The following is a 22,117-nucleotide window of genomic DNA, read 5'->3' as shown; positions in this document are numbered from 1 at the left end:
GCGCCGCCGCCCTTGCCTCGAGGACGGCGACGCGGCACCACTAGGGAGTGAGAATCGGACCTGGATTCTTGCTGACCCTGACCAACGGCTCTTCCCCTGCCATGGCCTTCGCCGACAAGAACATCCGCGCCGACCGTGCGCCCCCGGCCCTCGCCGCGGCGCGCCGTGCGGTCGACCGCTCAGAGCAGTCGGGCTCGACGGCCATGGTGCTGGTCGTCGCTGTGGTGCTGGTCGGGGCCGCCCTGTTCTTCCTGATGATCGGCCGCGACAACGCCTATCCCTATGTCATCGGGCTGCTCGCCAGCCTCGCGGTCTGCGGGGTCTTCTCGCTCTTCGCCTATGCCTCCGGCATCCTGCGCTTCGCCAGCGAGGACAACCGCAACGACTTCACCAAGGCGATGGTCGACAGCGCCGGCGAGGCGGTGGTGGTGAGCGATCCCTCGGGCCGCGTCCTCTATGCCAACCCCGCCTATCTCGCCATGACGGGAGCCTCCGGCGACGAGGATGTGCGCGCCGTCGAGCGGGCCTTTACCGGCGCTCCCGAGGTATCGGAGGCCATCTACCGCCTGTCGCAGGCCGCCCGCGAGGGGCGCCGCCACCAGGAGGAGGTGCGCCGCGCCGAGGCCGAGGATGCCCGCTGGCTGCGCCTGAAGGTGCGCCCGATGTCCGGGGAGGGGGCCGGCCGCATCAAGGGCGGCGGCCGCGCCAGCGTCTGGACCGTCGAGGACATCACCCGCGACCGCCAGAGCGCCGAGAGCGCCTTCGAGACCCTGCAGAAGGCGATCGACTTCCTCGACCATGCGCCCGCCGGCTTCTTCTCCATGGAGCCGAGCGGCGACATCGCCTACATGAACGCGACGCTGGCCGGCTGGCTCGACCATGATCTGACCGAGGTCGGTCCCGGCGGATTGGCCCTCGCCGACATCCTCGCCGCCGATGCCGCGGCCCTCCTGCGCACCGTCCCGGCTAAGCCCTCGGAAGTGACCACGGCGACCTTCGACCTCGACCTGAAGCGCCGCTCCGGCGAGGCCTTGCCGGTGCGCCTCCTGCACAAGGTCGCCTTCTCCGCCGACGGCACGCCGGGAGCCTCGCGGACGCTGGTCATCAACCGCGGACGGTCGGCCGACAGCGGCGACAGCCTGCGGGCCGCCGAGGTCCGGTTTGCCCGCTTCTTCAATTCCTCGCCGCTCGCCATCGCGACCGTCGACCGCGAGGGCCATGTCGGCCGAGCCAATCCGATCTTCGCCCGCATGCTCGCCGAGGTCGCCCCGGCGACGCAGGCCGGACCGCGCTCCATCCTGTCGCTGGTAAAGGACAGCTCGCGTCCGGCGCTGACACAGGCGATCGGCGAGGCTGCGGCCGGCAAGGGCGACCTTGCCGCCGTCGACGGCGCGCTGCAGGGCAATGCCAACCGCTTCTGTCATTTCTTTGTCGCCCCGGTGGATGACCCCGAGCAACCGGGCGAAGCCGCCATCGTCTATGCGGTGGAGACGACCGAGCTGCGCCAGCTGCAGGAGCAGTTCGCACAGTCGCAGAAGATGAATGCCGTCGGCCAGCTCGCCGGCGGCGTCGCCCACGACTTCAACAACGTGCTGCAGGCGATCATCGGCCATGCCGATCTCCTGCTGATGGACCACAAGCCGGCGGACCCGTCGTTCAACGACGTCATGCAGATCAAGCAGAACGCCAACCGGGCGGCGAGCCTGGTGCGCCAGCTCCTCGCCTTCTCGCGCAAGCAGACCCTGCGTCCGCAGGTCGTCCAGCTCGGCGACGTCCTGTCCGACCTGTCGATGCTGCTGCGCCGCTCCCTCGGCGAGCGCGTCGGGCTCGACATGATCCATGGCCGCGACCTCTGGCCGATCCGTGCCGACGTGACCCAGCTCGAGCAGGTGATCCTTAATCTCGCGGTCAATGCCCGCGACGCGATGCCGGACGGCGGCAAGCTGACCATCCGCACCGCCAATGTGCTGGCCGCCGACATCGCCCGCCACCGCTCCAAGGACGACCCGGTGGACATGCCGGAAAGCGATGCGGTGATGATCGAGGTGACCGATACCGGCACCGGTATTCCCGACGACATCAAGCAGAAGATCTTCGACCCCTTCTTCTCGACCAAGGAGGTCGGCAAGGGCACCGGCCTCGGTCTGTCGACGGTCTATGGCATCGTCAAGCAGTCGGGCGGCTATGTCTTCGTCGACAGCGAGGTCGGCCGCGGCACCATCTTCCGGGTCTTCCTGCCCCGCCATGTCGAGAGTGCCGAGCCGGCCGTACCGCAGGCTCCCCCCGTTGCCCTGCAGACGCCCTCCGCTCCGGCCGCGATGCTCGTCGCCGGCGAGTCCGAGGCCGGCGCGGAGCCCGCGGACGCTCAGGTTGCCGCTCCGCCCGCGTCGGTGGAGGTCGCTCCGCCGACCCCCACTGCAATTCCGCCGCGGGACGACACGGGTGCCGGCACCATCCTGCTGGTCGAGGACGAGGAGGCGGTGCGCGCCTTCGCTTCCCGGGCCCTCGCCTCGCGCGGCTATACGGTTCTGGAAGCCGGTTCCGGCGTCGAGGCGCTGGAGGTGATGGCGGAACATGGCGGCACGGTGGACCTCGTCGTTTCGGACGTCGTCATGCCCGAGATGAACGGCCCGACCCTGCTTGGCGAGCTGCGCAAGACCAATCCCGGCATCAAGGTGATCTTCGTCTCCGGCTATGCCGAGGAGGCCTTCAAGAACGACCTGCCGGAAGGCCAGGCCTTCGCCTTCCTGCCCAAGCCCTTCTCGCTGAAACAGCTCATTGAGGCGGTGAAGGAACAGGCGAAAGGCTGACTGGCGGGTTTGGACGGCCGGGACTAGGCTGATCCCATGTCGGCCCGTTCCGTCCAGCCGCTGATCGCCCTTGATGCCGTCGTCGTCGACACGGAAACGACCGGGCTCGACCCGGCCAAGGCGCGCATCGTGCAGATCGGCGCCGTCGCCCTCAGCGAGGGGCGGATCGTCCGTGAGGAGCGCTTCGAGCGCCTGGTCGATCCCGGCGAACCGATCCCGGCCTCCGCCACCGCGATCCACGGCATCGGCGATACCGACGTGGCCGGCGCCGCCACCTTCGCCGACGCCTTCGCGGCCTTCGAGGCCTTCCGGCAGGGCCGGCCGGTGATCGGCCACACGATCGGCTACGATCTCGCCCTGTTCCGTGGGGAATGCCAGCGCGCCGGGCTGTCCTTCGAACCGCCTCCGGCGCTCTGCACGCGCCTGCTCGGTGAGCTCTGCTTTCCCTCGCTCGCCGGCTATTCACTGGAAATCCTCGCCAGCCGGCTCGGCGTGACGCTGGAGAGCGCCGGTCGGCACGATGCGGTGGGCGATGCGGAAAGCGCCGGCGCCATCTTCGTTGGACTGGTTCCGGTCCTCAAGGAGAAGGGCATCCGCACCGTCGGCGAGGCCCATGCCGCCTGCCGGCAACTGACCGGGGCGCTGGACGGCTTCGCCCGCGCCGGCTGGGTCGAGCCGCAGGCGCTGACGCCGCGCTCCGTCGAGGAGGGGGCGCTGGCGCGGATCGATTCCTATCCGTTCCGCCACCGCGTCGGTGACGTCATGGGCCAGCCGCCGCTGGTGGTGCCGCCGGAGACGACCGTGGCGGAGGCGGCGCGCACCATGATGGACCGGCGCGTCTCCTCGGTCTTCGTCGCCGGCGCCGACCGGCCCTTGGCGGCGGAGGCCGGCATCGTCACCGAGCGCGACGTCATGCGGGCGGTGACAGGCGGCGGCGCTGCGGCGCTGGAACGGCCGGTCGCGGATTTTGCGTCGCGGCCGCTGGAGAGCGTCGCGGCGATGGATTTCGTCTATCGCGCCATCGGCCGCATGGACCGGCTGAAGGTGCGCCACCTGGCGGTGACCGACGAGGGCGGCCGGATCGTCGGCGCCCTGTCGGCCCGCGACCTGTTGCGGATGCGGGCGAGCGACGCCCTGATGCTGGGCGATGCGATCGCCGCCGCGAAGGGCGCACCGGCGCTCGCCGCCGCCTTCGCCCGGATGCCGGAGGTTGCCCGCCGGCTGATCAAGGAGGAGGTCTCAGCCACCGCCATCGCCGCCGTGGTCAGCCACGAGATCGGGGCGCTGACGGCGACCGCCGCCCGCGAGGCCGAGGCGATGATGCTGGCCGAGGGCGCCGGTCCGCCGCCGGTTGCCTATGCGGTGCTGGTGCTGGGCTCGGTGGGGCGCGGCGAGAGCCTGCTGGCCGCCGACCAGGACAATGCGGTGGTCACCGCCGTTCCCGACGACCCGGAAGCCGCCGATGCTTGGTTCGCCCGGTTCGGCGAGCATCTCGCCGATATGCTGGACGCGGCCGGCGTTGCCTATTGCAAGGGCGGTGTGATGGCCCGCAATCCCGGCTTCCGCGGCTCGATCGACGACTGGCGGGCGCGCATCGCCGGCTGGATCGCCAAGACACGGCCCGAGGACCTGCTGGCGGTCGACATCGTCTTCGACTTCCGCGCCGTCCACGGCGACATGGCGCTGGCCGCGACGCTCTTCGACGAAGCCTATGAGGCGGCGCACCGGGCACCGCTGCTGGCCAAGCTGCTGGCCGAACAGATCGGCGAGCACCGCCCTCCGCTGACGCTGTTCGGCGGTATCAGGCTCAGCGAGGGGCGGGTGGACCTGAAGATGGGCGGCCTGTTCCCGGTGGTGGCGGCGGCGCGCTGCCTCGCCCTGCGCCACGACATCCGGTTGCGCTCGACCCGCGAGCGGCTGGAGGCGCTGCGCGACCGGCAGATCGGCGCGGCGGAGGACCTGACGCGCTGGATGGAAGCCCATGGCGTGCTGGTGGACGCCATCCTGCGCCAGCAGGTGGCCGATCTCGCCGCCGGCCGCCCGCCGGGCAACCGCGTCGATCCCGCCATTCTCGGTCGGGTCGGCCAAGCGCGCCTGAAGGCAGCGCTAGGCGACCTTGCCCATGTCGGCGACACGGTGAAGGACCTGCTGTTCTCGGCGTGAGGGGCGTCAGCGGCAGTTGCGGGCGATGATCTCGTTCCAGTCGGCGATCGAGCCCTGCATCTGCCCGACATTCTCCTGGCGATGGCGACCGTGGGTGCAGCGGCGGAAGACGTCGGCCGCCGCCTGCATCACCCCGACATGGCTGCGAAAGACCGTGCAGCGCTGCGGCACCGGCGCCGTGCGGGTGGCGGCGAGCCGCTCGGTGGCCTGGCGCAGGCGGATATCGGTGAGGACGAGGTCCGCCTCGCAGCGCCCGGTATCCTGGCCGGCCATCGCCGGGCCCGCCGCGGCAAGCGCCAGCCGGCCCGGCGCCTCGCCCATGCCGCCAGCCTTGGCCGGCCAGGCGGTGATCACCATGGCGAGGAAGGCGATGGCGGTGGCCGCCACCAGGGAGGAGGCGATCAGGGCGAGCGTATGGGCATCGGCGCCGGTGGTGCGGGAGGAGGCGACGGTGACGTGCGGGCTGCGCATGGCGAGGGGCTCCGTGTTGGCGACACAGATGCGCCGCACCCGTTTCCCCGGGATTTCAGCCGGGGAACGCCATGTTTCCGCTCAGAAACAGCCCGGGCCCCTCTGACCTGCTCAATGCCTCACCCGAGATTGAGCTCCTTGAAGAAGTCGTTGCCCTTGTCGTCGACGACGATGAAGGCGGGGAAGTCTTCGACCTCGATCTTCCAGATCGCCTCCATGCCGAGCTCGGGATATTCCAGCACCTCGACCTTCCTGATGCAGTCCTGGGCGAGGCGGGCGGCAGGTCCCCCGATGGAGCCGAGATAGAAGCCGCCATGCTTGGCGCAGGCCTCGCGGACCTCGCGGGAGCGGTTGCCCTTGGCGAGCATGACCATGGAGCCTCCGGCGGCCTGGAACTGGTCGACGAAGCCGTCCATGCGGCCGGCCGTGGTCGGGCCGAAGGAGCCGGAGGCATAGCCTGCCGGGGTCTTGGCCGGGCCGGCATAATAGACCGGGTGGTTCTTGAAATAGTCCGGCATGGGCTCGCCGCGGTCGAGCCGCTCGCGGATCTTGGCATGGGCGGCGTCGCGGGCGACGATCATCGGTCCGGTGAGCGAGACGCGGGTCTTGATCGGGTGCTTCGACAGGGTCTCCAGGATGTCGGACATCGGCCTGGTCAGGTCGATCTTGACGACGCCGCCGCCGAGGGCGCTCTCGTCGATTTCCGGCAGGTACTGGGCCGGATGGTGCTCCAGCTCCTCGAGGAAGACGCCGTCGCGGGTGATCTTGCCGAGGGCCTGGCGGTCGGCCGAGCAGGACACGGCAATGGCGATGGGCAGCGAGGCGCCGTGGCGCGGCATGCGGATGACGCGCACGTCGTGGCAGAAATACTTGCCGCCGAACTGGGCGCCGACCCCCATGGCCTGGGTCAGCTTGTGGATCTCGGCCTCCATGGCGACATCGCGGAAGGCATGGGCGAATTCCGAGCCCTGCTGCGGCAGGCCGTCGAGGTAGCGGGCGGAGGCGAGCTTGGCGGTCTTCATCGTGTGCTCGGCGGAGAGGCCGCCGATGACGATGGCGAGGTGGTAGGGCGGGCAGGCGGCCGTGCCCAGCGTCAGGATCTTCTCGTGCAGGAACTTGATCATCCGGTCATGGGTGAGGATGGAGGGCGGCGCCTGGAACAGGAAGCTCTTGTTGGCCGAGCCGCCGCCCTTGGCCATGAACAGGAACTTGTAGGCGTCCTCACCCTCGGCATAGAGCTCGATCTGTGCCGGCAGGTTGTTGCGGGTGTTGGTCTCCTCGAACATCGACAGCGGGGCGACCTGCGAATAGCGCAGGTTCTTCTTGGCATAGGCGTCGAGCACGCCCTGGCCGAGGGCTGCCTCGTCCTCGCCCTCGGTCCAGACCAGCCGGCCCTTCTTGCCCATGATGATGGCGGTGCCGGTGTCCTGGCACATGGGCAGCACGCCGCCGGCGGCGATATTGGCGTTCTTCAGGAGGTCATAGGCGACGAACCGGTCATTGGCCGTGGATTCCGGATCGTCGAGGATGCGGCGCAACTGGGCGAGGTGGCCGGGACGCAGGAGGTGGTTGATGTCGATGAAGGCCTGTTCGGACAGCAGGCGGATCGCCTCGCGGTCCACCACCACCACGTCCTTGCCCAGAACGGTCTCGACCCGGACGCCCTCGCCGGTCAGCTTGCGATAGACCGTCTCGTCCTTGGCCAGGGGGAAGAGCGAATAGGCGCCGGCAGCCAGCGGTGCGTTCATCAGGGCGGTCCCGTCGATGAGGCCGGGATTGGGCGTCCCGGCCGAGGTGAGGCCAATCCCTTAAGCCATCGCCGCGCCAGTTTGAAGGCGTTCCAACGTAGGGCAGGCCCCGGGTGGGGCGAAGCGCGCCGGGCGAAGGGCAGGGCCCCGGTGCCGGATCGTGTCAGCAGGGGTGGTGAGAACAAAAAAAGAACTTGCGAGCTGGAACAAACCGTGTACGGTCGATTTAAGTGAGGTTTCGGCCATCAGGCCTTGCCAGCACAGGGGAGCTACCGCCATGAGTCAGGCCGCACTGCGACTCGTCGAAGGTTCATCCATGGACAAGACCAAGGCGCTGGACGCCGCTCTCTCCCAGATCGAGCGCGCTTTCGGCAAGGGCTCCATCATGCGGCTCGGCAAGAACGAGAAGCTGATCGAGATCGAGGCGATCTCGACCGGCTCGCTCGGTCTCGATATCGCGCTCGGCATCGGTGGCATGCCGCGCGGCCGCGTGGTCGAGATCTATGGCCCTGAATCCTCCGGCAAGACCACGCTGGCGCTGCACACGATCGCCGAGGCGCAGAAGACGGGGGGGGTCTGCGCCTTCATCGATGCCGAACATGCGCTCGATCCGGTCTATGCCCGCAAGCTCGGCGTCAATCTGGACGACCTTCTGATCTCCCAGCCCGATGCCGGCGAGCAGGCGCTGGAGATCTGTGACACGCTGGTGCGGTCGGGCGCCATCGACGTGGTGGTGGTCGATTCGGTTGCGGCGCTGACGCCGCGCGCCGAACTCGAGGGCGAGATGGGCGACAACCAGCCGGGCATGCAGGCCCGCCTGATGAGCCAGGCGCTGCGCAAGCTGACCGCCTCGATCTCCAAGTCGAAGACCATGGTGATCTTCATCAACCAGATCCGCATGAAGATCGGCGTCATGTACGGCTCGCCGGAAGTGACCACGGGCGGCAATGCCCTCAAGTTCTACGCCTCGATGCGCCTCGACATCCGCCGCATCGGCGCGATCAAGGACCGCGAGGAGGTGGTCGGCAACCAGACCCGCGTGAAGGTGGTGAAGAACAAGCTGGCGCCGCCCTTCAAGCAGGTCGAGTTCGACATCATGTATGGCGAGGGCGTCTCCAAGATGGGCGAGCTCATCGATCTCGGCGTCAAGGCCGGGGTGGTGGAGAAGTCGGGCGCCTGGTTCTCCTATGACAGCCAGCGCCTCGGCCAGGGCCGCGAGAATGCCAAGACCTTCCTCAAGCAGAACCCCGACATGGCCGGCAAGATCGAGGCGGCGATCCGTCAGAATGCCGGCCTGATCGCCGAGAAGATCCTCGGCGAGGTCGATCCGGACGGCGATGTCGACAGCCCGGACTGAGTCCTTCGCGCCTGTCCCGCTCTCGCGAAGGCCGGGTTCTCCCGGCCTTTCGTGCGTCCAAGGGGTGGATTCGCGCGGGGTCCGGGCCCCCCGTGCTGCGGGGAGGCCGGAGCTTTTCCCGCACCGCCGGAGCGGGGCCGGGCGCCGCCGCCAGGCCCTTCCGGCGTCACGGACAGGGGAGTGCCATCGAAACCGGTTTCCTCCGGCCAAAAATGGTCTAGAACACGCGCCGACCCCATTTCAGGCCGCGCTCGTCCCGGGCCCGGCCGCAACCTCTCAGTTCGGGCCATGACCGGCGTCAACCAGATCCGCAAGACCTTCCTCGATTTCTTCGCCAAGAACGGCCATGCCGTGGTGGAGAGTTCGCCGCTCGTGCCGCGCAACGATCCGACGCTGATGTTCGCCAATTCCGGCATGGTCCAGTTCAAGAACGTCTTCACCGGCGTCGAGAAGCGGCCCTACACGACGGCGACGACGGCGCAGAAATGTGTCCGTGCCGGCGGCAAGCACAACGACCTCGACAATGTCGGCTATACGGCGCGCCACCACACCTTCTTCGAGATGCTCGGCAATTTCTCCTTCGGCGACTATTTCAAGGAACAGGCCATCGCCCATGCCTGGACGCTGATCACCAGGGAATACGAGCTGCCGGTGTCGCGCCTCCTCGTCACGGTCTTTTCCGAGGACCAGGAGGCCTATGACCTGTGGAAGAAGATCGCCGGCCTGCCGGATTCCAAGATCATCCGCATCCCGACCTCGGACAATTTCTGGCGCATGGGCGATACCGGGCCCTGCGGCCCCTGTTCGGAGATCTTCTACGACCACGGCGACCAGATCTGGGGCGGCCCGCCCGGCTCGGCCGAGCAGGACGGCGACCGGTTCATCGAGATCTGGAACCTCGTGTTCATGCAATATGAGGAACAGGCCGGCGGCATCCGCACCCATCTGCCGCGCCCCTCCATCGACACGGGCATGGGCCTCGAGCGCATCTCCGCCGTGCTCCAGGGCACCCATGACAATTACGAGATCGACCTCATGCGCGCCCTGATCGGGGCCAGCGCCGTGGAGACCGGCGTCGCGCCGGACGGTGCCCACAAGGTCTCGCACCGCGTCATCGCCGACCATCTGCGCGCCGCCTCCTTCCTCGTCGCCGACGGCGTGCTGCCCTCCAACGAGGGCCGTGGCTATGTCGTCCGCCGCATCATGCGCCGCGCCATGCGCCACGCCTCGCTGCTCGGCGCCAAGGAGCCGCTGATGCACAAGCTGGTGCCGGTCCTGGTGCGCGAGATGGGCCAGGCCTATCCCGAACTGGTGCGTGCCGAGAGCCTGATCGGCGAGACGCTGCGCCTCGAGGAAACCCGCTTCCGCAAGACGCTGGAGCGGGGCCTGTCGATCCTCGATACCGAATCGGCCGGCCTCGGCGACGGCGCCACCTTCTCAGGCGAGACCGCCTTCACCCTTTACGACACCTACGGCTTCCCGCTGGATCTCACCCAGGATGCGCTGCGGCCGCGCGGCATCGCCGTCGACACCGCCGCCTTCGAGGCGGCGATGCAGCTGCAGAAGCAGAAGGCGCGCGCCGCCTGGGCCGGGTCTGGCGAGGCGGCCACCGACACGGTCTGGTTCGCGGTCAAGGAGAAGACCGGCGCCACGGAGTTCCTGGGCTATGACACCGAGACGGCGGAAGGCCAGGTCCTCGCCATCCTCCGCGATGGTGCCGAGGTGGCGGGCCTTGCCCCCGGCGAGAGCGGTCTCGTCGTCCTCAACCAGACACCGTTCTACGGCGAATCCGGCGGCCAGCAGGGCGATCGCGGGGTGATGAGCGGCGAGGGGGTGAAGGCCTCCGTCACCGACACGCAGAAGAAGCTCGGCGATCTCTTCGTCCATGCCGTGACGGTGACGGAAGGGCGGCTCGCCGTCGGCCAGGCGGTTCAGCTCGACGTCGACCACGCGCGCCGCGCGGCCATCCGCGCCAATCATTCGGCCACCCATCTCTTGCACGAGGCGCTGCGCCAGGTCCTCGGCGACCATGTGGCGCAGAAGGGCTCACTGGTCGCGCCCGACCGGCTGCGCTTCGACTTCTCCCATCCCAAGCCCATCGCGGACGAGGACCTCGCCCGTGTCGAGGACATTGCCAACCGCGTGCTGCTCGCCAATGCGCCGGTGGTCACCCGGCTGATGGGCCAGGAGGATGCCATCGCCTCCGGCGCTCGCGCGCTGTTCGGCGAGAAATATGGCGACGAGGTGCGCGTGGTCTCCATCGGGCCGGCGCCGGCCGGGTCGACCGCCTCCGGCTGGTCGGTCGAGCTCTGCGGCGGCACCCATGTGGCGCGCACCGGCGATATTGGCCTCGTCACCGTGGTGGGCGAGGGGGCCGTCGCCGCCGGCGTGCGCCGGCTCGAGGCGATGACCGGCGATGCGGCGCGGCGCCACCTCGCCGAACAGGCGCGGCGGCTGGAAGCGGTCGCCGGCCTCGTCAAGACCTCCGTCGCCGATGTCGAAGCCCGGGTCGAGGCCCTGGTCGAGGACCGTCGCCGGCTGGAGCGCGAACTCGCCGAGGCGAAGAAGAAGCTGGCCATGGGCGGCGGCGCCGCCGGCGCCGATCCGGTGAAGACGGTCGGCAGCCTCAGGCTCATGGCCAAAAGCGTCTCCGGCATCGAGATGAAGGACCTGAAGGGCCTCGCCGATGCCGGAAAGACCCAGATCGGCTCGGGCGTCGTCGCCATTGTCGGTGTCTCCGCGGACGGCAAGGCCGGCATCGTCGTCGGGGTCACCGCGGACCTCGCCGGCAAGGTCAATGCCGTCGATCTGGTCAAGATCGGCTCCGAGGCGCTAGGCGGCAAGGGCGGCGGCGGCCGTCCCGATATGGCCCAGGCCGGCGGTCCGGACGGTCACCAGGCCGAGGCGGCGCTCGCCGCCATCGAGGCCGCGCTCGCCGCGGCCTGAGACGCTGTCGCACCGGCCCGGTTTGACGCGCCGGGCCCCGGCGCGGCAAGGTGTCGCGGTGTCGGTCCGGCGACGGGGGGATCATGGCGGCGGCGGGGCTGCGACGACGGGTCTATGAACTGCTCGACAAGGGTCTTGCCGGCTCGGCCTTCGCCGACGTCGTCCACGGGTCGCTGATCGCGCTGGTCATCGTCAATGTCGCGGCGGTGGTGCTGGAATCGCTGCCCGCGGTGGCCAGTGCCTATGGGTGGCAGTTCCGGGTTCTCGAGGTCGCGTCGGTCGCCGCCTTCACGGCGGAATATCTGGCGCGCCTGTGGGCGGCGCCCGAGCATCCGCCCTATCGGGGCCTTTCCCCGTTGCGCGCGCGTCTGCGCGCGGCGCTTTCGCCCGGCATGGTCATCGACATGCTGGCCATCGTGCCATTCTATCTCGGCCTCATCTTCGATCTCGACCTGCGCTTCCTGCTGCTTCTCAGGCTGGTCCGCTTCTTCAAACTCGCGCGCTATTCGCCGGGTTTCGCCAGCCTCGTTGATGCCTTGTGGAGCGAGCGCCGGGCGCTCGGCGCCTCGCTGCTGATTTTTCTCGGCGCCCTGGTAATCGTGGCCGCCACGATGCGGATTGCCGAGCAGGAGGCGCAGCCGGACAAGTTCGCCACCATCCCGGACGCCCTGTGGTGGGCGGTCATCACCCTGACGACGGTCGGCTATGGCGACGTCTTTCCGGTGACGCCGGCCGGCAAGCTCATCGCCGGCGTCACAGCGGTGCTCGGCATCGTCATGCTGGCCCTGCCGGTCGGCATCATCGCCACGGCTTTCGCCCGCGAGATCCAGCGCCGCGATTTCGTCGTCACCTGGAGCATGGTTTCGAGCGTGCCGCTCTTCGCCGGGCTGGATGCCGCCTCCGTCGCCGAGGTGATGCGGGCGGTGACCAGCGCCACCTATGAGCCCGGCGCGCTGATCTGCCGGGCCGGCCAGCCGGCCCATGCCATGTTCGTCATCGCCGAGGGCGAGGTGGAGGTGCAGGCGGGCGAGATGCACCACACCCTCGGCGCCGGCCGCTGCTTCGGCGAGGCGGCGGTCCTTCACGGCACGCCGATGGACGTGACGGTCAGGGCGACCAGCCGGGTCAAGGTGCTGGCCCTCGATGCCGAGGAACTGCACCATCTGATGACGACGCGACCGGCCATCGGTCTGGTCATTGCGGCGGTGGCCGAGACCCGGATCGCGGGAGATGACCGGGGAGCCTGAGGCGCTGCCGGGTCAGAAGATCTTGCGGTACTGGATGAAGCCGGATCTGTCGGCGATGCGGTCGTAGAGCAGCATGGCGGCGTCGTTGGTCTCGTGGGTGAGCCAGTGGACACGGCCGGCGCCCTTCTCCCTGGCGATGGCGTAGACCTTCTCGATGAGGGCGCGGCCGGCGCCGCTGCCCCGCACTGCCGGATCGACGAAGAGGTCCTGCAGGTAGCAATAGTCCTCCGCGGTCCAGCAGGAGCGGTGCAGCACGGCATGGACGATGCCGACCATGCGCTCGCCCTGGAAGGCGCCATAGGCCCACATGGGCTCCTTCGGGTCGTGGAAACGGGCCCAGGTGACATCGGTCACGCCGGCGGGAATGTCGACCTTGTAGAAGGCCTGGTAGCCGCGCCAGAGCGGTTCCCAGGCGGCGCGGTCGGTGGGCGTCAGTTCGCGGGTGGTCAGACTCATGGGTTCCTCCTTGGCCCGCCAGTGTGGCGCGCCGCGGGCGCCAGTCCAGAGCGCTTTCGTCATCGCCGCCATCACGGCCGGTGATCGGTCCGGCCGCGGGCGGCAACGCAATGTTAAGGCTCCGCGGCGATGATGGAGTCGAGGAAAGGATTTCCGACATGGTCTCCAGTCTGGGCCCGAGCGCCTGGGACACGATGCAGTCGTTCCGCACCAGCCGCAGCTTCGGCGCGGCGCAGGGGCTGGCGAACTCGTCAGCCATGACCAGCCAGATTTTCGGCGTCGATCCCTCCACCAATGCCGCGCTCTCCATCTTCGGCATCGATACCGGCAATGCCGACAGCCTCTTCGCGGCGACCAATGAGGGGATCGAGGCCTCGATGACCATCGCCATGGCGCGAGCCGCCTGGGCGAGGGACACGCCCTCGAAGGCCGACGAGGCGACGACCAAGGCCCTCAACGGCGGCGGGCTCGGCGGGAATTTCGACTTCTTCGCCTGAGGCCATCAGCGGCGTCGCGCCTGCAGGGCCGCATCGGCCTGTTCCGTTCCGGCCAGGAAAAAGCCGCCCGGATCGCTCCGGACGGCTCTGTCGTTGCTGCGGATGAACCGTGCGTCAGCTCCACTTGCCCATGGCGGTGGAGAGGTTCTCCGAGACCTTGTCGAGGAAGCCGGTGGTGGAGAGCCACTTCTGGTCGGCGCCGATGAGCAGGGCGAGATCCTTGGTCATGTAGCCCGCCTCGACAGTGTCGATGCAGACCTTCTCCAGCTCCTCGGCGAAGCGCTTCAGCTGGGCGTTGTCGTCCAGCTTGGCGCGATGGGCGAGACCGCGCGACCAGGCGAAGATGGAGGCGATCGAGTTGGTCGAGGTCTCCTTGCCCTTCTGGTGTTCGCGGTAGTGGCGCGTCACGGTGCCATGGGCGGCCTCGGCCTCGACGGTCTTGCCGTCGGGCGTCAGCAGCACCGAGGTCATCAGTCCCAGCGAGCCGAAGCCCTGGGCGACGATGTCGGACTGCACGTCGCCGTCATAGTTCTTGCAGGCCCAGACATAGCCGCCGGACCACTTGAGCGCCGAGGCGACCATGTCGTCGATCAGGCGGTGCTCGTAATGGATCTTCTTCTTGTCGAACTCGGCCTTGAACTCGGCGTCGAAGATGGCCTGGAAAATCTCCATGAAGCGGCCGTCATACTGCTTCAGGATGGTGTTCTTGGTCGACAGATAGACCGGATAGCCGCGGGCCAGGCCATAGTTGAAGGAGGCGCGGGCGAAATCCCTGATCGATTCGTCGAGGTTGTACATGGCCATGGCGACGCCCGAGCCTGGGGCCTTGAAGACCTCGCGCTCGATGACCTTGCCGTCGTCGCCGACGAACTTGATGGTCAGGGTGCCGGCGGTGGGGAACTTGAAGTCGGTAGCGCGATACTGGTCGCCGAAGGCGTGGCGGCCGACGACGATCGGCTGGGTCCAGCCGGGGACGAGGCGCGGCACGTTCTTGCAGATGATCGGCTCGCGGAAGATGACGCCGCCGAGGATATTGCGGATGGTGCCGTTCGGGCTCTTCCACATTTCCTTCAGGCCGAATTCCTTCACGCGGCCCTCGTCGGGGGTGATGGTGGCGCATTTGACGCCGACGCCGTGCTTCTTGATGGCGTTGGCCGAATCGATCGTCACCTGGTCGTTGGTGGCGTCGCGGTGCTCCACGCCGAGGTCGTAATATTCGAGATTCACATCCAGATAGGGGTGGATGAGCTTCTTCTTGATGAGGTCCCAGATGATGCGGGTCATCTCGTCGCCGTCGAGTTCGACGACGGTTCCCGCGACCTTGATCTTCGACATGGTCGGCCTGTTTGAGAGCGCTGGAGCAGAGGGGACTCAGTCTCGGTGCACCGGACATGCGCTCTGTGAGCCCGGGCCCCCGCGACTGGCGCGCGCCTCATAGCAGAGGCGTGGGCGGGGGGTAAGGGAGAAGAAGGTCGGACAAGCGCGGGCAAAGCCGGCGGGCCATGGCCTCCTCCGGCACCACTGCGCAGATGACAGCCCCCCGCAAAAGCTGCTGACCGCCTGCTTCCGGATCGGCTAAGAGCATCGCCGCGCCCGGCACCAGCTCCCGCTGCCGAGCCTTCCGACGCGGACGCCGATGCAGACCTTCGCCGCCCTTCTCCTCGCCTACATCCTCTCGATCTTCTTCCGCTCGTTCCTCTCGGTGCTGGCGACGAAGATCATGGGCGACATGCAGATCGGCGCGACCGAACTCGCGGCGATGAGTTCAGCCTGGTTCATCGTCTTCGCGCTGATGCAGTTTCCGGTGGGATGGGCGCTCGACGCGCTGGGGCCGCGGCGCACTGTGCTGCCGCTGATGGCGGTGGGCGGCATCGGGGTCGCCCTGTTTCCCTTCGCGCCCAATGCCGTGGTCGGGGCCCTCGCCATGGGGCTGATCGGGGTCGGCTGCTCGCCGGTGTTCATGGGGGCGCTCTATGTCTTCGCCCGGGTGAATGCGCCGCACCGCTTCGGCTTCCTCGCCTCGCTCCTGCTCGGCTTCGGCTCCATCGGCAATCTCATCGGCACGACGCCGCTCGCCTATGCCGCCGAGGCCTGGGGCTGGCGCCAGGCGATGATGGGGCTCGGCGGGCTCTATGTGCTCGCCTTCGTCATGGCAGTGCTGTTCCTCAAGGACCCGCCGCAGCTCGCCCGTCAAGCGGACGGCGGCATTTTTGCCGGCATCGGCCAGATCGTCGCCAGCCGCGTCATCTGGGCCTTCGTGCCCATCGTCATCTTCAGCTATGCCATCACCGTGACGCTGCGCGGCCTGTGGGTGGCGCCCTACCTCGAAAAGGTCGTCGGGCTCGATGCTCTGGCGCAGGGCGACGTGGCGCTGTTCATGGCGCTGGCCATGACGGCCAGCGCCTTCCTGTTCGGCTGGATCGAGAGCCGCTGGGGCTTCGCCAAGGCGATCGCCCTCCTCGGCAATCTTGCCCTCGTCGGCATTCTCGCCGCGCTCGCCATCTCGGGCGTGCAGACGGCGTTCTGGGCCGCGCTCGCCTTCGTCGCCATCGGCTTCTGCGGCTTCAGCTATACGATCCTGATGGCGCATATGCGTCCCTTCTTCCCCGACCACCTGGTCGGGCGCGGCATGACGCTGATGAACTTCCTCTTCATCGGCGGCGCAGCGCTGGTGCAGACGGGCTCGGGCTGGCTCATCGACCTCGGCCGCACCGAGGGCCTGGGCGAGGCCGCCGCCTTCGCCCGCATGCACGCGGTGCTGGCGGCGGTGCTGCTGGCCGCGACGGTCGTCTATGCGCTAACGCCGGCGAGCGCGCGGCGCTGATCCCTCACGCAGGCTTCATCCGCCCCGCCACCACGCGCACCCGGCGCGGGGCGGCGAGCCAGATAGCGGCGGCGGAGACAAGGCTCATGGCGATGCCGATCATGAAGGCCAGGCGGTAGCTGTCGGTGAGGTCGTGGATCAGGCCGGTGACATAGGGCCCGGCTGCGCCGCCGGAGAGGGCCACGAACATCAGGGTGCCGAAGATCGTGCCGAAATGCCGCCCCTGGAAAATCTCGGCGACCACCGCCCCGAGGATCGAGGTAAGGCCATAGCCCAGGAAGCCCTGGACGGCGACCATGGCGTAGACAAGGAGGAAGGAGGGGTTTTTCTCCAGCGCGATGAGGGCGATGAAGCAGAGGGCGAAGCCGCCGACCGACATCGACCAGATCCATTCGCGGCCGATGCGGTCGGAGAGGGCGCCGAGCGCGATGCCGCCGGGAATGCCGAGCAGGCTGACGAAGCCGAGGGCCCAGGCGGCGGCGGTGGAGCCGAAGCCGATCTCGACCAGATATTTGGTCTGGTGCACCTGCACCGCGTACCAGGCATAGAGCGCGCCGAAATAGCCGAGTGCCAGCCACCAGAACCGCGCCGTCGCGAGGGCGCGGCGCAGCGTCCAGTCGGTGGCGGCCCAGGCCGCGTCGACGACGTTGGAGCGCGGCGGTTCCGCATTGGGCAGCGGCGTCGCGTCGCCGTCGGGTTCGAGGCCCATGTCCTGCGGGCGCTTGCGCAGCAGCAGGTTGAGCGGGGCGAGGACGACAAGGATCAAGAGGCCCATCGCCATGCTCGCCTGCCGCCAGCCGGCGCCGTCGATCATGGTCTGGACCCAGGGCAGCAGCGTCACCGAGCCGATCCCGACGCCGGCGAAGGCGATGCCGACGGCGAGGCCCCGGTTGCGGACGAACCAGTTGGGCAGGAACAGCGACTGGCCGGAATAGCCAAGGCAGACCGAACCCGCGCCGACGAGGACGCCGATGGTGAGATAGAGGTGCCAGGGTTGGGTGGTGAGTGGGGCGAGGAGCAGGCCGGCGCCCATCAGCACGACGCCGAGCTCCATCACGGTGCGCGGACCCGTGCGGTCCATCAGCTTGCCCATCAGGGGCGAGAGCGCCGCCGAAGCCAGGAAGCCGAAGGAGAAGGCGCCGGCGGTGAGGCCGCGGTCCCAGCCGAACTCGTCGATGATGGGGGCGTAAAACAGCGAGAATGCGGTGCGGGCATTGACCCCGATCCCCATGGTGACAAAGGTCACCGCGACGATGACCCAGCCATAGTAGAGGGGCAGGCGCATGCTCTCATCCTCCCGCGCGGCCTCGCCGCGGCGTGGCGCCATCATGGCCCCTCGCGACGTCGGGGCCAATTCCCTCCAAGGTCATTTGCCGGTATAGGCGCCGCTTCGCAGGCCAGCCGCAGAGCCCATGACGCTTTCCTCTCCCACCGCCCCCCTGACGGGCAGCCCCGTCGTCATCCTGGTCGAGCCACAGATGGCCGAGAATATCGGCACGACGGCGCGCGCCATGGCGAATTTCGGGCTGTCGCGGCTCAGGCTGGTGGCGCCCCGTGACGGCTGGCCCCAGGCGCGGGCCTATCCGGCGGCCTCGGGGGCGAACCGCGTCCTCGACGAGGCGGAGGTCTATGCGACCCTCGAGGAGGCGATCGCCGAACTGACCTATACCTATGCCGCCACGGCGCGGGGCCATGACCAGGTCAAGCCGGTCGTCGGACCGCGGGAGGCCGTGGCAGGGCTGGTGACGCGGGTTGCGGCGGGGGAGGCGGTGGGCGTCGTCTTCGGCCGCGAGCGGAACGGCCTGCTCGCCGGCGAGGTGGCGCTGGCCAATGCCATCCTGACCTATCCGGTGAACCCGGCCTTCTCGTCGCTGAACCTTGCTCAGGCGGTGCTGGTGCTCGGCTACGAATGGTTCTCCCAGGCCCATGGCGCGGTGCTGCCGCATCAGGGGGAGGAGCGCTCCGAGCCCGCCACCAAGTCGCAGATGCTGGCCTTTTTCGCCTCGCTGGAGAAGGCGCTGGACCGGGTCGAGTTCTTCCGCCCGCCGGAAAAGCGCGAGGGCATGGTCATCAACCTGCGCAACATCTTCCAGCGCATGCAGCCGACCCAGCAGGACGTGGCGACGCTGCACGGTGTCGTCACGGCGCTCGGCGAGGGTGCCAAGGGCCCGGCGCGCGGCGCCACCCTGACGCCGGACGGCGCCGAGGCGCTGCGCAATTTCCTCGCCGATTCGACCAAGGGCCTGAGCGGCGGCACGGCGCCGATCCGCGGCATTTCCCGCCTCATCCGCCGCAACCCGACCGAGGCCGAGAAGGCGCTGTGGGAGGTGATGGTCAAGGACCGCCGTTTCGCCGGCCGCGGCTTCAAGCGCGCCGTGCCGATCGGCCCGCACGTGGCCGATCTCGTCTCCTTCGACCTGCGCGTCGTCATCGATTTCGATCCGCATACGCAAGGGGACGAGGCGGCCGAGCGGCGGACCGAGAAGCGCGCCTGGCTCGCCGCGCGCGGCTACCGCATCATCGTCATGGAGGCACGCGGCGTGGAGGCTGATCCGCCTGCGGCGCTCGACCGGCTCGAGGTGCTACTGGCGGGCGGCGCGGCCTGACCGTCAGGCGCGCATGGCGATGGTCATGCCGGCCATGACGATGACCATGCCGACCAGTTCCAGCGCCGAGGGCCATTCGCCGAGCAGGATGGCGCTCGCCACCGCCGTAATGGCGGGCACCAAAGGCAGGAAGAGCGAGGCGCGCGCCGCCCCGAGCGTCTGGTTGGCGCTGGCATAGAGAAACACGGAAGCGACGCCGACCAGCAGGCCCTGGTAGCCGGCCTGCAGGGCAATGGCGGATAGGCTGGCGCCGGCGAGTTTCAGCGGCACGACAAAAGCCAGCAGCGGCAGGACGGCGAGCGACAGGATGGACAGCGAGATGGTGAGGTCGAAAGCGTCGGCCCCCCAGCGCTTTGCCAGCAGGCCGAAGATGGCCCACATGGTGGAGGCCAGCACGAAGAGCAGGTCGCCGCGCCAGGCACCCTCCTGGCCGCCTTGGAACAGCCCCTGACCGGCAAACAGGCCGATGCCGGTGACGATGAGCGCCAGGCCGACGATGCGGCCGAGTGGGCTCTTCTCGCCCATCACCGCATAGGCGAGGAGGGCGGTGACCACGGGGATGAGGCTCGGCGCGATCACCGCGGTGTGCAGGGCGGGGGCGAAGGTCGAGCCGCCGACCAGCACGGTGGAGAAGGGGGCGCCGGCGAAGAAGGTCAGGATCAGGGCCTTCCGCCAGCCGAGACGCCCGACGGGAAAGGGCTTCAGCCGCATCAGGGCAAAAGGCAGGAGAGCCACGGCGGCGGTGACGAAACGCAGCACCGTGACATCGACCGGGCCGAGGCCGTCAGCGACCGACTGCCGGGAAACGACGGCCTGGATACCCCAGATCAGCGCCGCCCCGGCGCCGCAGGCAAAGCCGATCAGCCGGCCGCGGCCGGCGGCCGGGGAGGAGGACGGGGAGGGGGACGGGAGCGGTCTTGCCGCCGGCTCATCGAGGGCCATGACACCAACCGGGGCGAAGCGCATGCAGCGAGTCAGGCTGCAATGGACCGGCCCGCGGCCGTCGGCAAGGGCTTCGCACACAGGGCTGCGGCGCGCCTGCGGGGTGCCGCCGCCCAGCACGCCGCCGTGACGCGGACAGCGCCGTCGACAACGTCAACGGCCCCTGAACATCGTCCAGGGGCCTCTGGTCGAACAGGTGGTTGCCGGCGCTTCAACTCGCCTGGATCTGGGCAATGGCCGTGGCCATCAGCTCGTCCATGGTGCGGCGGATCTGGTGGTCGGACTGGTCGGAGCCGGCGGCATCGAGGTCGGCCTTCACCTTCCGGAACACGTCGTCGTCGCCGGCTTCCTCGAAATCGGCCATGACGACGCTCTTGGCATAGGCCTCGGCGTCCTCGCCGGTCTTGCCGATCTTCTCGGCGACCCACAGGCCGAGGAGCTTGTTGCGCCGGGCCGTGGCCTTGAAACGCAGTTCCTCGTCATGGGCGAATTTCTTCTCGAAACCTTCCTGACGTTTGTCGAAGGTGCTCATGGGCGTATCCTCGGGCTCGGGTCCGTCATCTCTAGCGGATCGTCGGACCCGCCGGGAAGGGGCATGGCCCCGCTCAGGCTTGCATATAGGCGCGCCCTCCCCACCTTGGCGAGAGCAAAGGCGTCGCACCACGCGTTTTCACGCAGGGCAGCGCGCGCCGATGCCGGGTCGACCTTGGCCAGCTTCGACCGACTTCATTGTGCAATCGCGAACGATCGGATAGGAAGGCCCAGCGGGCAAGGGCTCAGCGCGCCCGATTCTGATTGGTGCGCGTCGATCGTCCGTCTGCCCCGTCGCCGGAGACCGGCAAACCGGACACCTGGTGAAAGATGGACTTCCTCAAGACACGGTATATCCCCATGAGCCGCCGTCGCCGCATCTACGAAGGCAAGGCCAAGGTTCTCTACGAAGGCCCCGAGCCGGGAACCCTGATCCAGCACTTCAAGGACGACGCGACCGCCTTCAATGCCAAGAAGCATGAGGTGATCGACGGCAAGGGCGTGCTTAACAATCGCATCTCCGAGTATATCTTCTCGAAGCTGAACGACATCGGCGTGCCGACGCATTTCATCCGTCGGCTGAACATGCGCGAGCAGCTCATCCGCGAGGTCGAGATCATCCCGCTTGAGGTGGTGGTGCGCAACGTCGCGGCGGGATCGCTGTCGACGCGCCTCGGCATCGACGAGGGCACGCAGCTGCCGCGCTCGATCATTGAATTCTACTACAAGAACGACGCGTTGAACGATCCGCTGGTGTCCGAGGAGCATATCACAGCCTTCGGCTGGGCGACTCCGCAGGAGATCGACGACATCATCGCCCTGGCGATCCGCGTCAACGACTTCCTCTCGGGCCTGTTCCTGGGCGCCGGCATCCGCCTGATCGACTTCAAGCTGGAATGCGGCCGCCTGTGGGAGAACGATGTCATGCGCATCGTCGTCGCTGACGAGATCTCTCCCGATTCGTGCCGGCTCTGGGACATCAAGTCGAACGACAAGATGGACAAGGACCGCTTCCGCAAGGATCTCGGCGGCCTGATCGAGGCCTATACGGAAGTGGCGCGCCGGCTGGGCGTGATGGGCGAGAACGAGCGCCCGACCGGTCCCGTCCTGGTGCAGTGACCGCTGCGCCATGCGCCTTCTTGCGCGCAGGCCGACCCTCGATGCACCGGCGGCTGCCGCCGGTGAGACCTTCGTCCTGCTCCGCGCCGGCTTCCTCGCCGTCTTCGCCACCGTCGTCCTCGCCTCCTGCGCCTATGTGCCCGTGGCGGTGGAGGGGGTGACGACGCGCCCGGACATCGCCGCGCGCGATGCCGACAATCCCTGGGTCTTCGTGCCCACCGGCGCCTGGATCACCCGCGATACCGTGACGCCCGTCTCGGTCGGCGCCTGCCCGGCGGCGGCCTGTCCCGAACGCATCGCCGTGGCGGTGATCGAGGCGCGCGGCGCCGAGGCGCGGACGCTGATGCGCAACCTGCGCCAGCCGGCCGGGCTGGTGACGCGACTCGCCGAGGGCAACCGC

General features: G+C 68.6%; 17 protein-coding genes. 10 read left to right on the top strand and 7 right to left on the bottom strand.

Going from position 1 to position 22,117, the window contains the following annotated elements; genetic code table 11:
- The first annotated feature begins 101 nt into the window (after positions 1–101).
- Both cckA and Q0C57_RS13865 read left to right on the top strand, forming a co-directional pair.
- Positions 102–2,810 carry a cell cycle histidine kinase CckA gene (gene cckA / locus Q0C57_RS13870; RefSeq protein ID WP_296577089.1) on the top strand — a complete coding sequence of 903 codons (2,709 nt, stop codon included), beginning with the start codon at positions 102–104 and terminating at the stop codon, positions 2,808–2,810.
- A gap of 36 nt (positions 2,811–2,846) precedes the next feature.
- A complete protein-coding gene (locus Q0C57_RS13865) occupies positions 2,847–4,973 on the top strand; it encodes a DUF294 nucleotidyltransferase-like domain-containing protein (protein ID WP_296577024.1) in 2,127 nt (708 codons plus the stop codon).
- Positions 4,974–4,979: 6 nt separating this feature from the next.
- On the opposite strand, the gene Q0C57_RS13860 is transcribed toward Q0C57_RS13865, so the two are convergent.
- Both Q0C57_RS13860 and Q0C57_RS13855 read right to left on the bottom strand, forming a co-directional pair.
- Positions 4,980–5,444: a hypothetical protein gene (locus Q0C57_RS13860; protein ID WP_296577023.1), complete on the bottom strand. Its 465-nt coding sequence runs from the start codon at positions 5,442–5,444 to the stop codon at positions 4,980–4,982.
- 119 nt (positions 5,445–5,563) lie between these two features.
- Positions 5,564–7,192, bottom strand: a complete 1,629-nt coding sequence (locus tag Q0C57_RS13855; RefSeq protein WP_296577022.1) for a fumarate hydratase — start codon at positions 7,190–7,192, stop codon at positions 5,564–5,566.
- A 277-nt stretch (positions 7,193–7,469) separates the two neighbouring features.
- Here Q0C57_RS13855 and recA point away from each other — a divergent pair, with 277 nt between their 5' ends.
- The 3 genes from recA to Q0C57_RS13840 all read left to right on the top strand — a co-directional run bounded on the left by recA (position 7,470) and on the right by Q0C57_RS13840 (position 12,742).
- Complete coding sequence (recA, locus tag Q0C57_RS13850; protein WP_296577021.1) at positions 7,470–8,549, top strand: recombinase RecA; 1,080 nt, start codon at positions 7,470–7,472, stop codon at positions 8,547–8,549.
- 288 nt (positions 8,550–8,837) lie between these two features.
- Positions 8,838–11,495, top strand: coding sequence for an alanine--tRNA ligase (alaS, locus tag Q0C57_RS13845; protein ID WP_296577020.1), 2,658 nt, complete (start codon positions 8,838–8,840; stop codon positions 11,493–11,495).
- Between the two features lie 83 nt (positions 11,496–11,578).
- Positions 11,579–12,742 carry a cyclic nucleotide-gated ion channel gene (locus Q0C57_RS13840; protein ID WP_296577019.1) on the top strand — a complete coding sequence of 388 codons (1,164 nt, stop codon included), beginning with the start codon at positions 11,579–11,581 and terminating at the stop codon, positions 12,740–12,742.
- 12 nt (positions 12,743–12,754) lie between these two features.
- Here the strand turns inward: Q0C57_RS13840 and Q0C57_RS13835 are convergent, their stop codons facing one another.
- Complete coding sequence (locus tag Q0C57_RS13835; protein WP_296577018.1) at positions 12,755–13,198, bottom strand: GNAT family N-acetyltransferase; 444 nt, start codon at positions 13,196–13,198, stop codon at positions 12,755–12,757.
- Between the two features lie 158 nt (positions 13,199–13,356).
- Between Q0C57_RS13835 and Q0C57_RS13830 the strand changes: the two genes are divergently transcribed.
- Entirely contained in the window at positions 13,357–13,695 is a 339-nt protein-coding gene (locus tag Q0C57_RS13830; RefSeq protein WP_296577017.1) for a hypothetical protein, read from the top strand.
- 114 nt (positions 13,696–13,809) lie between these two features.
- Here Q0C57_RS13830 and Q0C57_RS13825 read toward each other — a convergent pair whose 3' ends face one another.
- Entirely contained in the window at positions 13,810–15,030 is a 1,221-nt protein-coding gene (locus Q0C57_RS13825; protein WP_296577016.1) for an NADP-dependent isocitrate dehydrogenase, read from the bottom strand.
- Between the two features lie 301 nt (positions 15,031–15,331).
- Here Q0C57_RS13825 and Q0C57_RS13820 point away from each other — a divergent pair, with 301 nt between their 5' ends.
- On the top strand, positions 15,332–16,519 hold the full coding sequence (locus Q0C57_RS13820) for a nitrate/nitrite transporter (protein ID WP_296577015.1): 1,188 nt from the start codon (positions 15,332–15,334) through the stop codon (positions 16,517–16,519).
- Between the two features lie 4 nt (positions 16,520–16,523).
- Here the strand turns inward: Q0C57_RS13820 and Q0C57_RS13815 are convergent, their stop codons facing one another.
- Entirely contained in the window at positions 16,524–17,804 is a 1,281-nt protein-coding gene (locus tag Q0C57_RS13815) for an MFS transporter (RefSeq protein ID WP_296577014.1), read from the bottom strand.
- 127 nt (positions 17,805–17,931) lie between these two features.
- On the opposite strand from Q0C57_RS13815, the gene Q0C57_RS13810 reads away from it, so the two are divergent.
- Complete coding sequence (locus Q0C57_RS13810; protein ID WP_296577013.1) at positions 17,932–19,125, top strand: TrmH family RNA methyltransferase; 1,194 nt, start codon at positions 17,932–17,934, stop codon at positions 19,123–19,125.
- Between the two features lie 3 nt (positions 19,126–19,128).
- Here the strand turns inward: Q0C57_RS13810 and Q0C57_RS13805 are convergent, their stop codons facing one another.
- A complete protein-coding gene (locus Q0C57_RS13805) occupies positions 19,129–20,091 on the bottom strand; it encodes a DMT family transporter (protein WP_296577012.1) in 963 nt (320 codons plus the stop codon).
- A gap of 187 nt (positions 20,092–20,278) precedes the next feature.
- On the bottom strand, positions 20,279–20,599 hold the full coding sequence (locus Q0C57_RS13800) for a DUF1476 domain-containing protein (protein WP_296577011.1): 321 nt from the start codon (positions 20,597–20,599) through the stop codon (positions 20,279–20,281).
- A gap of 329 nt (positions 20,600–20,928) precedes the next feature.
- On the opposite strand from Q0C57_RS13800, the gene purC reads away from it, so the two are divergent.
- Together purC and Q0C57_RS13790 are read left to right on the top strand one after the other, a co-directional pair.
- Entirely contained in the window at positions 20,929–21,717 is a 789-nt protein-coding gene (gene purC / locus Q0C57_RS13795) for a phosphoribosylaminoimidazolesuccinocarboxamide synthase (RefSeq protein ID WP_296577010.1), read from the top strand.
- Positions 21,718–21,727: 10 nt separating this feature from the next.
- On the top strand, positions 21,728–22,117 hold a 390-nt coding region (locus Q0C57_RS13790; RefSeq protein WP_296577009.1), incomplete at its 3' end, for a hypothetical protein.

Source organism: Phreatobacter sp. (assembly GCF_022843985.1).
Lineage (GTDB): Bacteria > Pseudomonadota > Alphaproteobacteria > Rhizobiales > Phreatobacteraceae > Phreatobacter.
This window is presented reverse-complemented; position numbering and strand designations above follow the sequence as displayed.

Coding starts and splice junctions, on each gene's coding strand:
- cckA (WP_296577089.1), top strand. CDS start 102: ATGGCCTTCGCCGACAAGAACATCCGCGCCGACCGTGCGCCCCCGGCC.
- Q0C57_RS13865 (WP_296577024.1), top strand. CDS start 2,847: ATGTCGGCCCGTTCCGTCCAGCCGCTGATCGCCCTTGATGCCGTCGTC.
- Q0C57_RS13860 (WP_296577023.1), bottom strand. CDS start 5,444: ATGCGCAGCCCGCACGTCACCGTCGCCTCCTCCCGCACCACCGGCGCC.
- Q0C57_RS13855 (WP_296577022.1), bottom strand. CDS start 7,192: ATGAACGCACCGCTGGCTGCCGGCGCCTATTCGCTCTTCCCCCTGGCC.
- recA (WP_296577021.1), top strand. CDS start 7,470: ATGAGTCAGGCCGCACTGCGACTCGTCGAAGGTTCATCCATGGACAAG.
- alaS (WP_296577020.1), top strand. CDS start 8,838: ATGACCGGCGTCAACCAGATCCGCAAGACCTTCCTCGATTTCTTCGCC.
- Q0C57_RS13840 (WP_296577019.1), top strand. CDS start 11,579: ATGGCGGCGGCGGGGCTGCGACGACGGGTCTATGAACTGCTCGACAAG.
- Q0C57_RS13835 (WP_296577018.1), bottom strand. CDS start 13,198: ATGAGTCTGACCACCCGCGAACTGACGCCCACCGACCGCGCCGCCTGG.
- Q0C57_RS13830 (WP_296577017.1), top strand. CDS start 13,357: ATGGTCTCCAGTCTGGGCCCGAGCGCCTGGGACACGATGCAGTCGTTC.
- Q0C57_RS13825 (WP_296577016.1), bottom strand. CDS start 15,030: ATGTCGAAGATCAAGGTCGCGGGAACCGTCGTCGAACTCGACGGCGAC.
- Q0C57_RS13820 (WP_296577015.1), top strand. CDS start 15,332: ATGCAGACCTTCGCCGCCCTTCTCCTCGCCTACATCCTCTCGATCTTC.
- Q0C57_RS13815 (WP_296577014.1), bottom strand. CDS start 17,804: ATGCGCCTGCCCCTCTACTATGGCTGGGTCATCGTCGCGGTGACCTTT.
- Q0C57_RS13810 (WP_296577013.1), top strand. CDS start 17,932: ATGACGCTTTCCTCTCCCACCGCCCCCCTGACGGGCAGCCCCGTCGTC.
- Q0C57_RS13805 (WP_296577012.1), bottom strand. CDS start 20,091: ATGCGCTTCGCCCCGGTTGGTGTCATGGCCCTCGATGAGCCGGCGGCA.
- Q0C57_RS13800 (WP_296577011.1), bottom strand. CDS start 20,599: ATGAGCACCTTCGACAAACGTCAGGAAGGTTTCGAGAAGAAATTCGCC.
- purC (WP_296577010.1), top strand. CDS start 20,929: ATGGACTTCCTCAAGACACGGTATATCCCCATGAGCCGCCGTCGCCGC.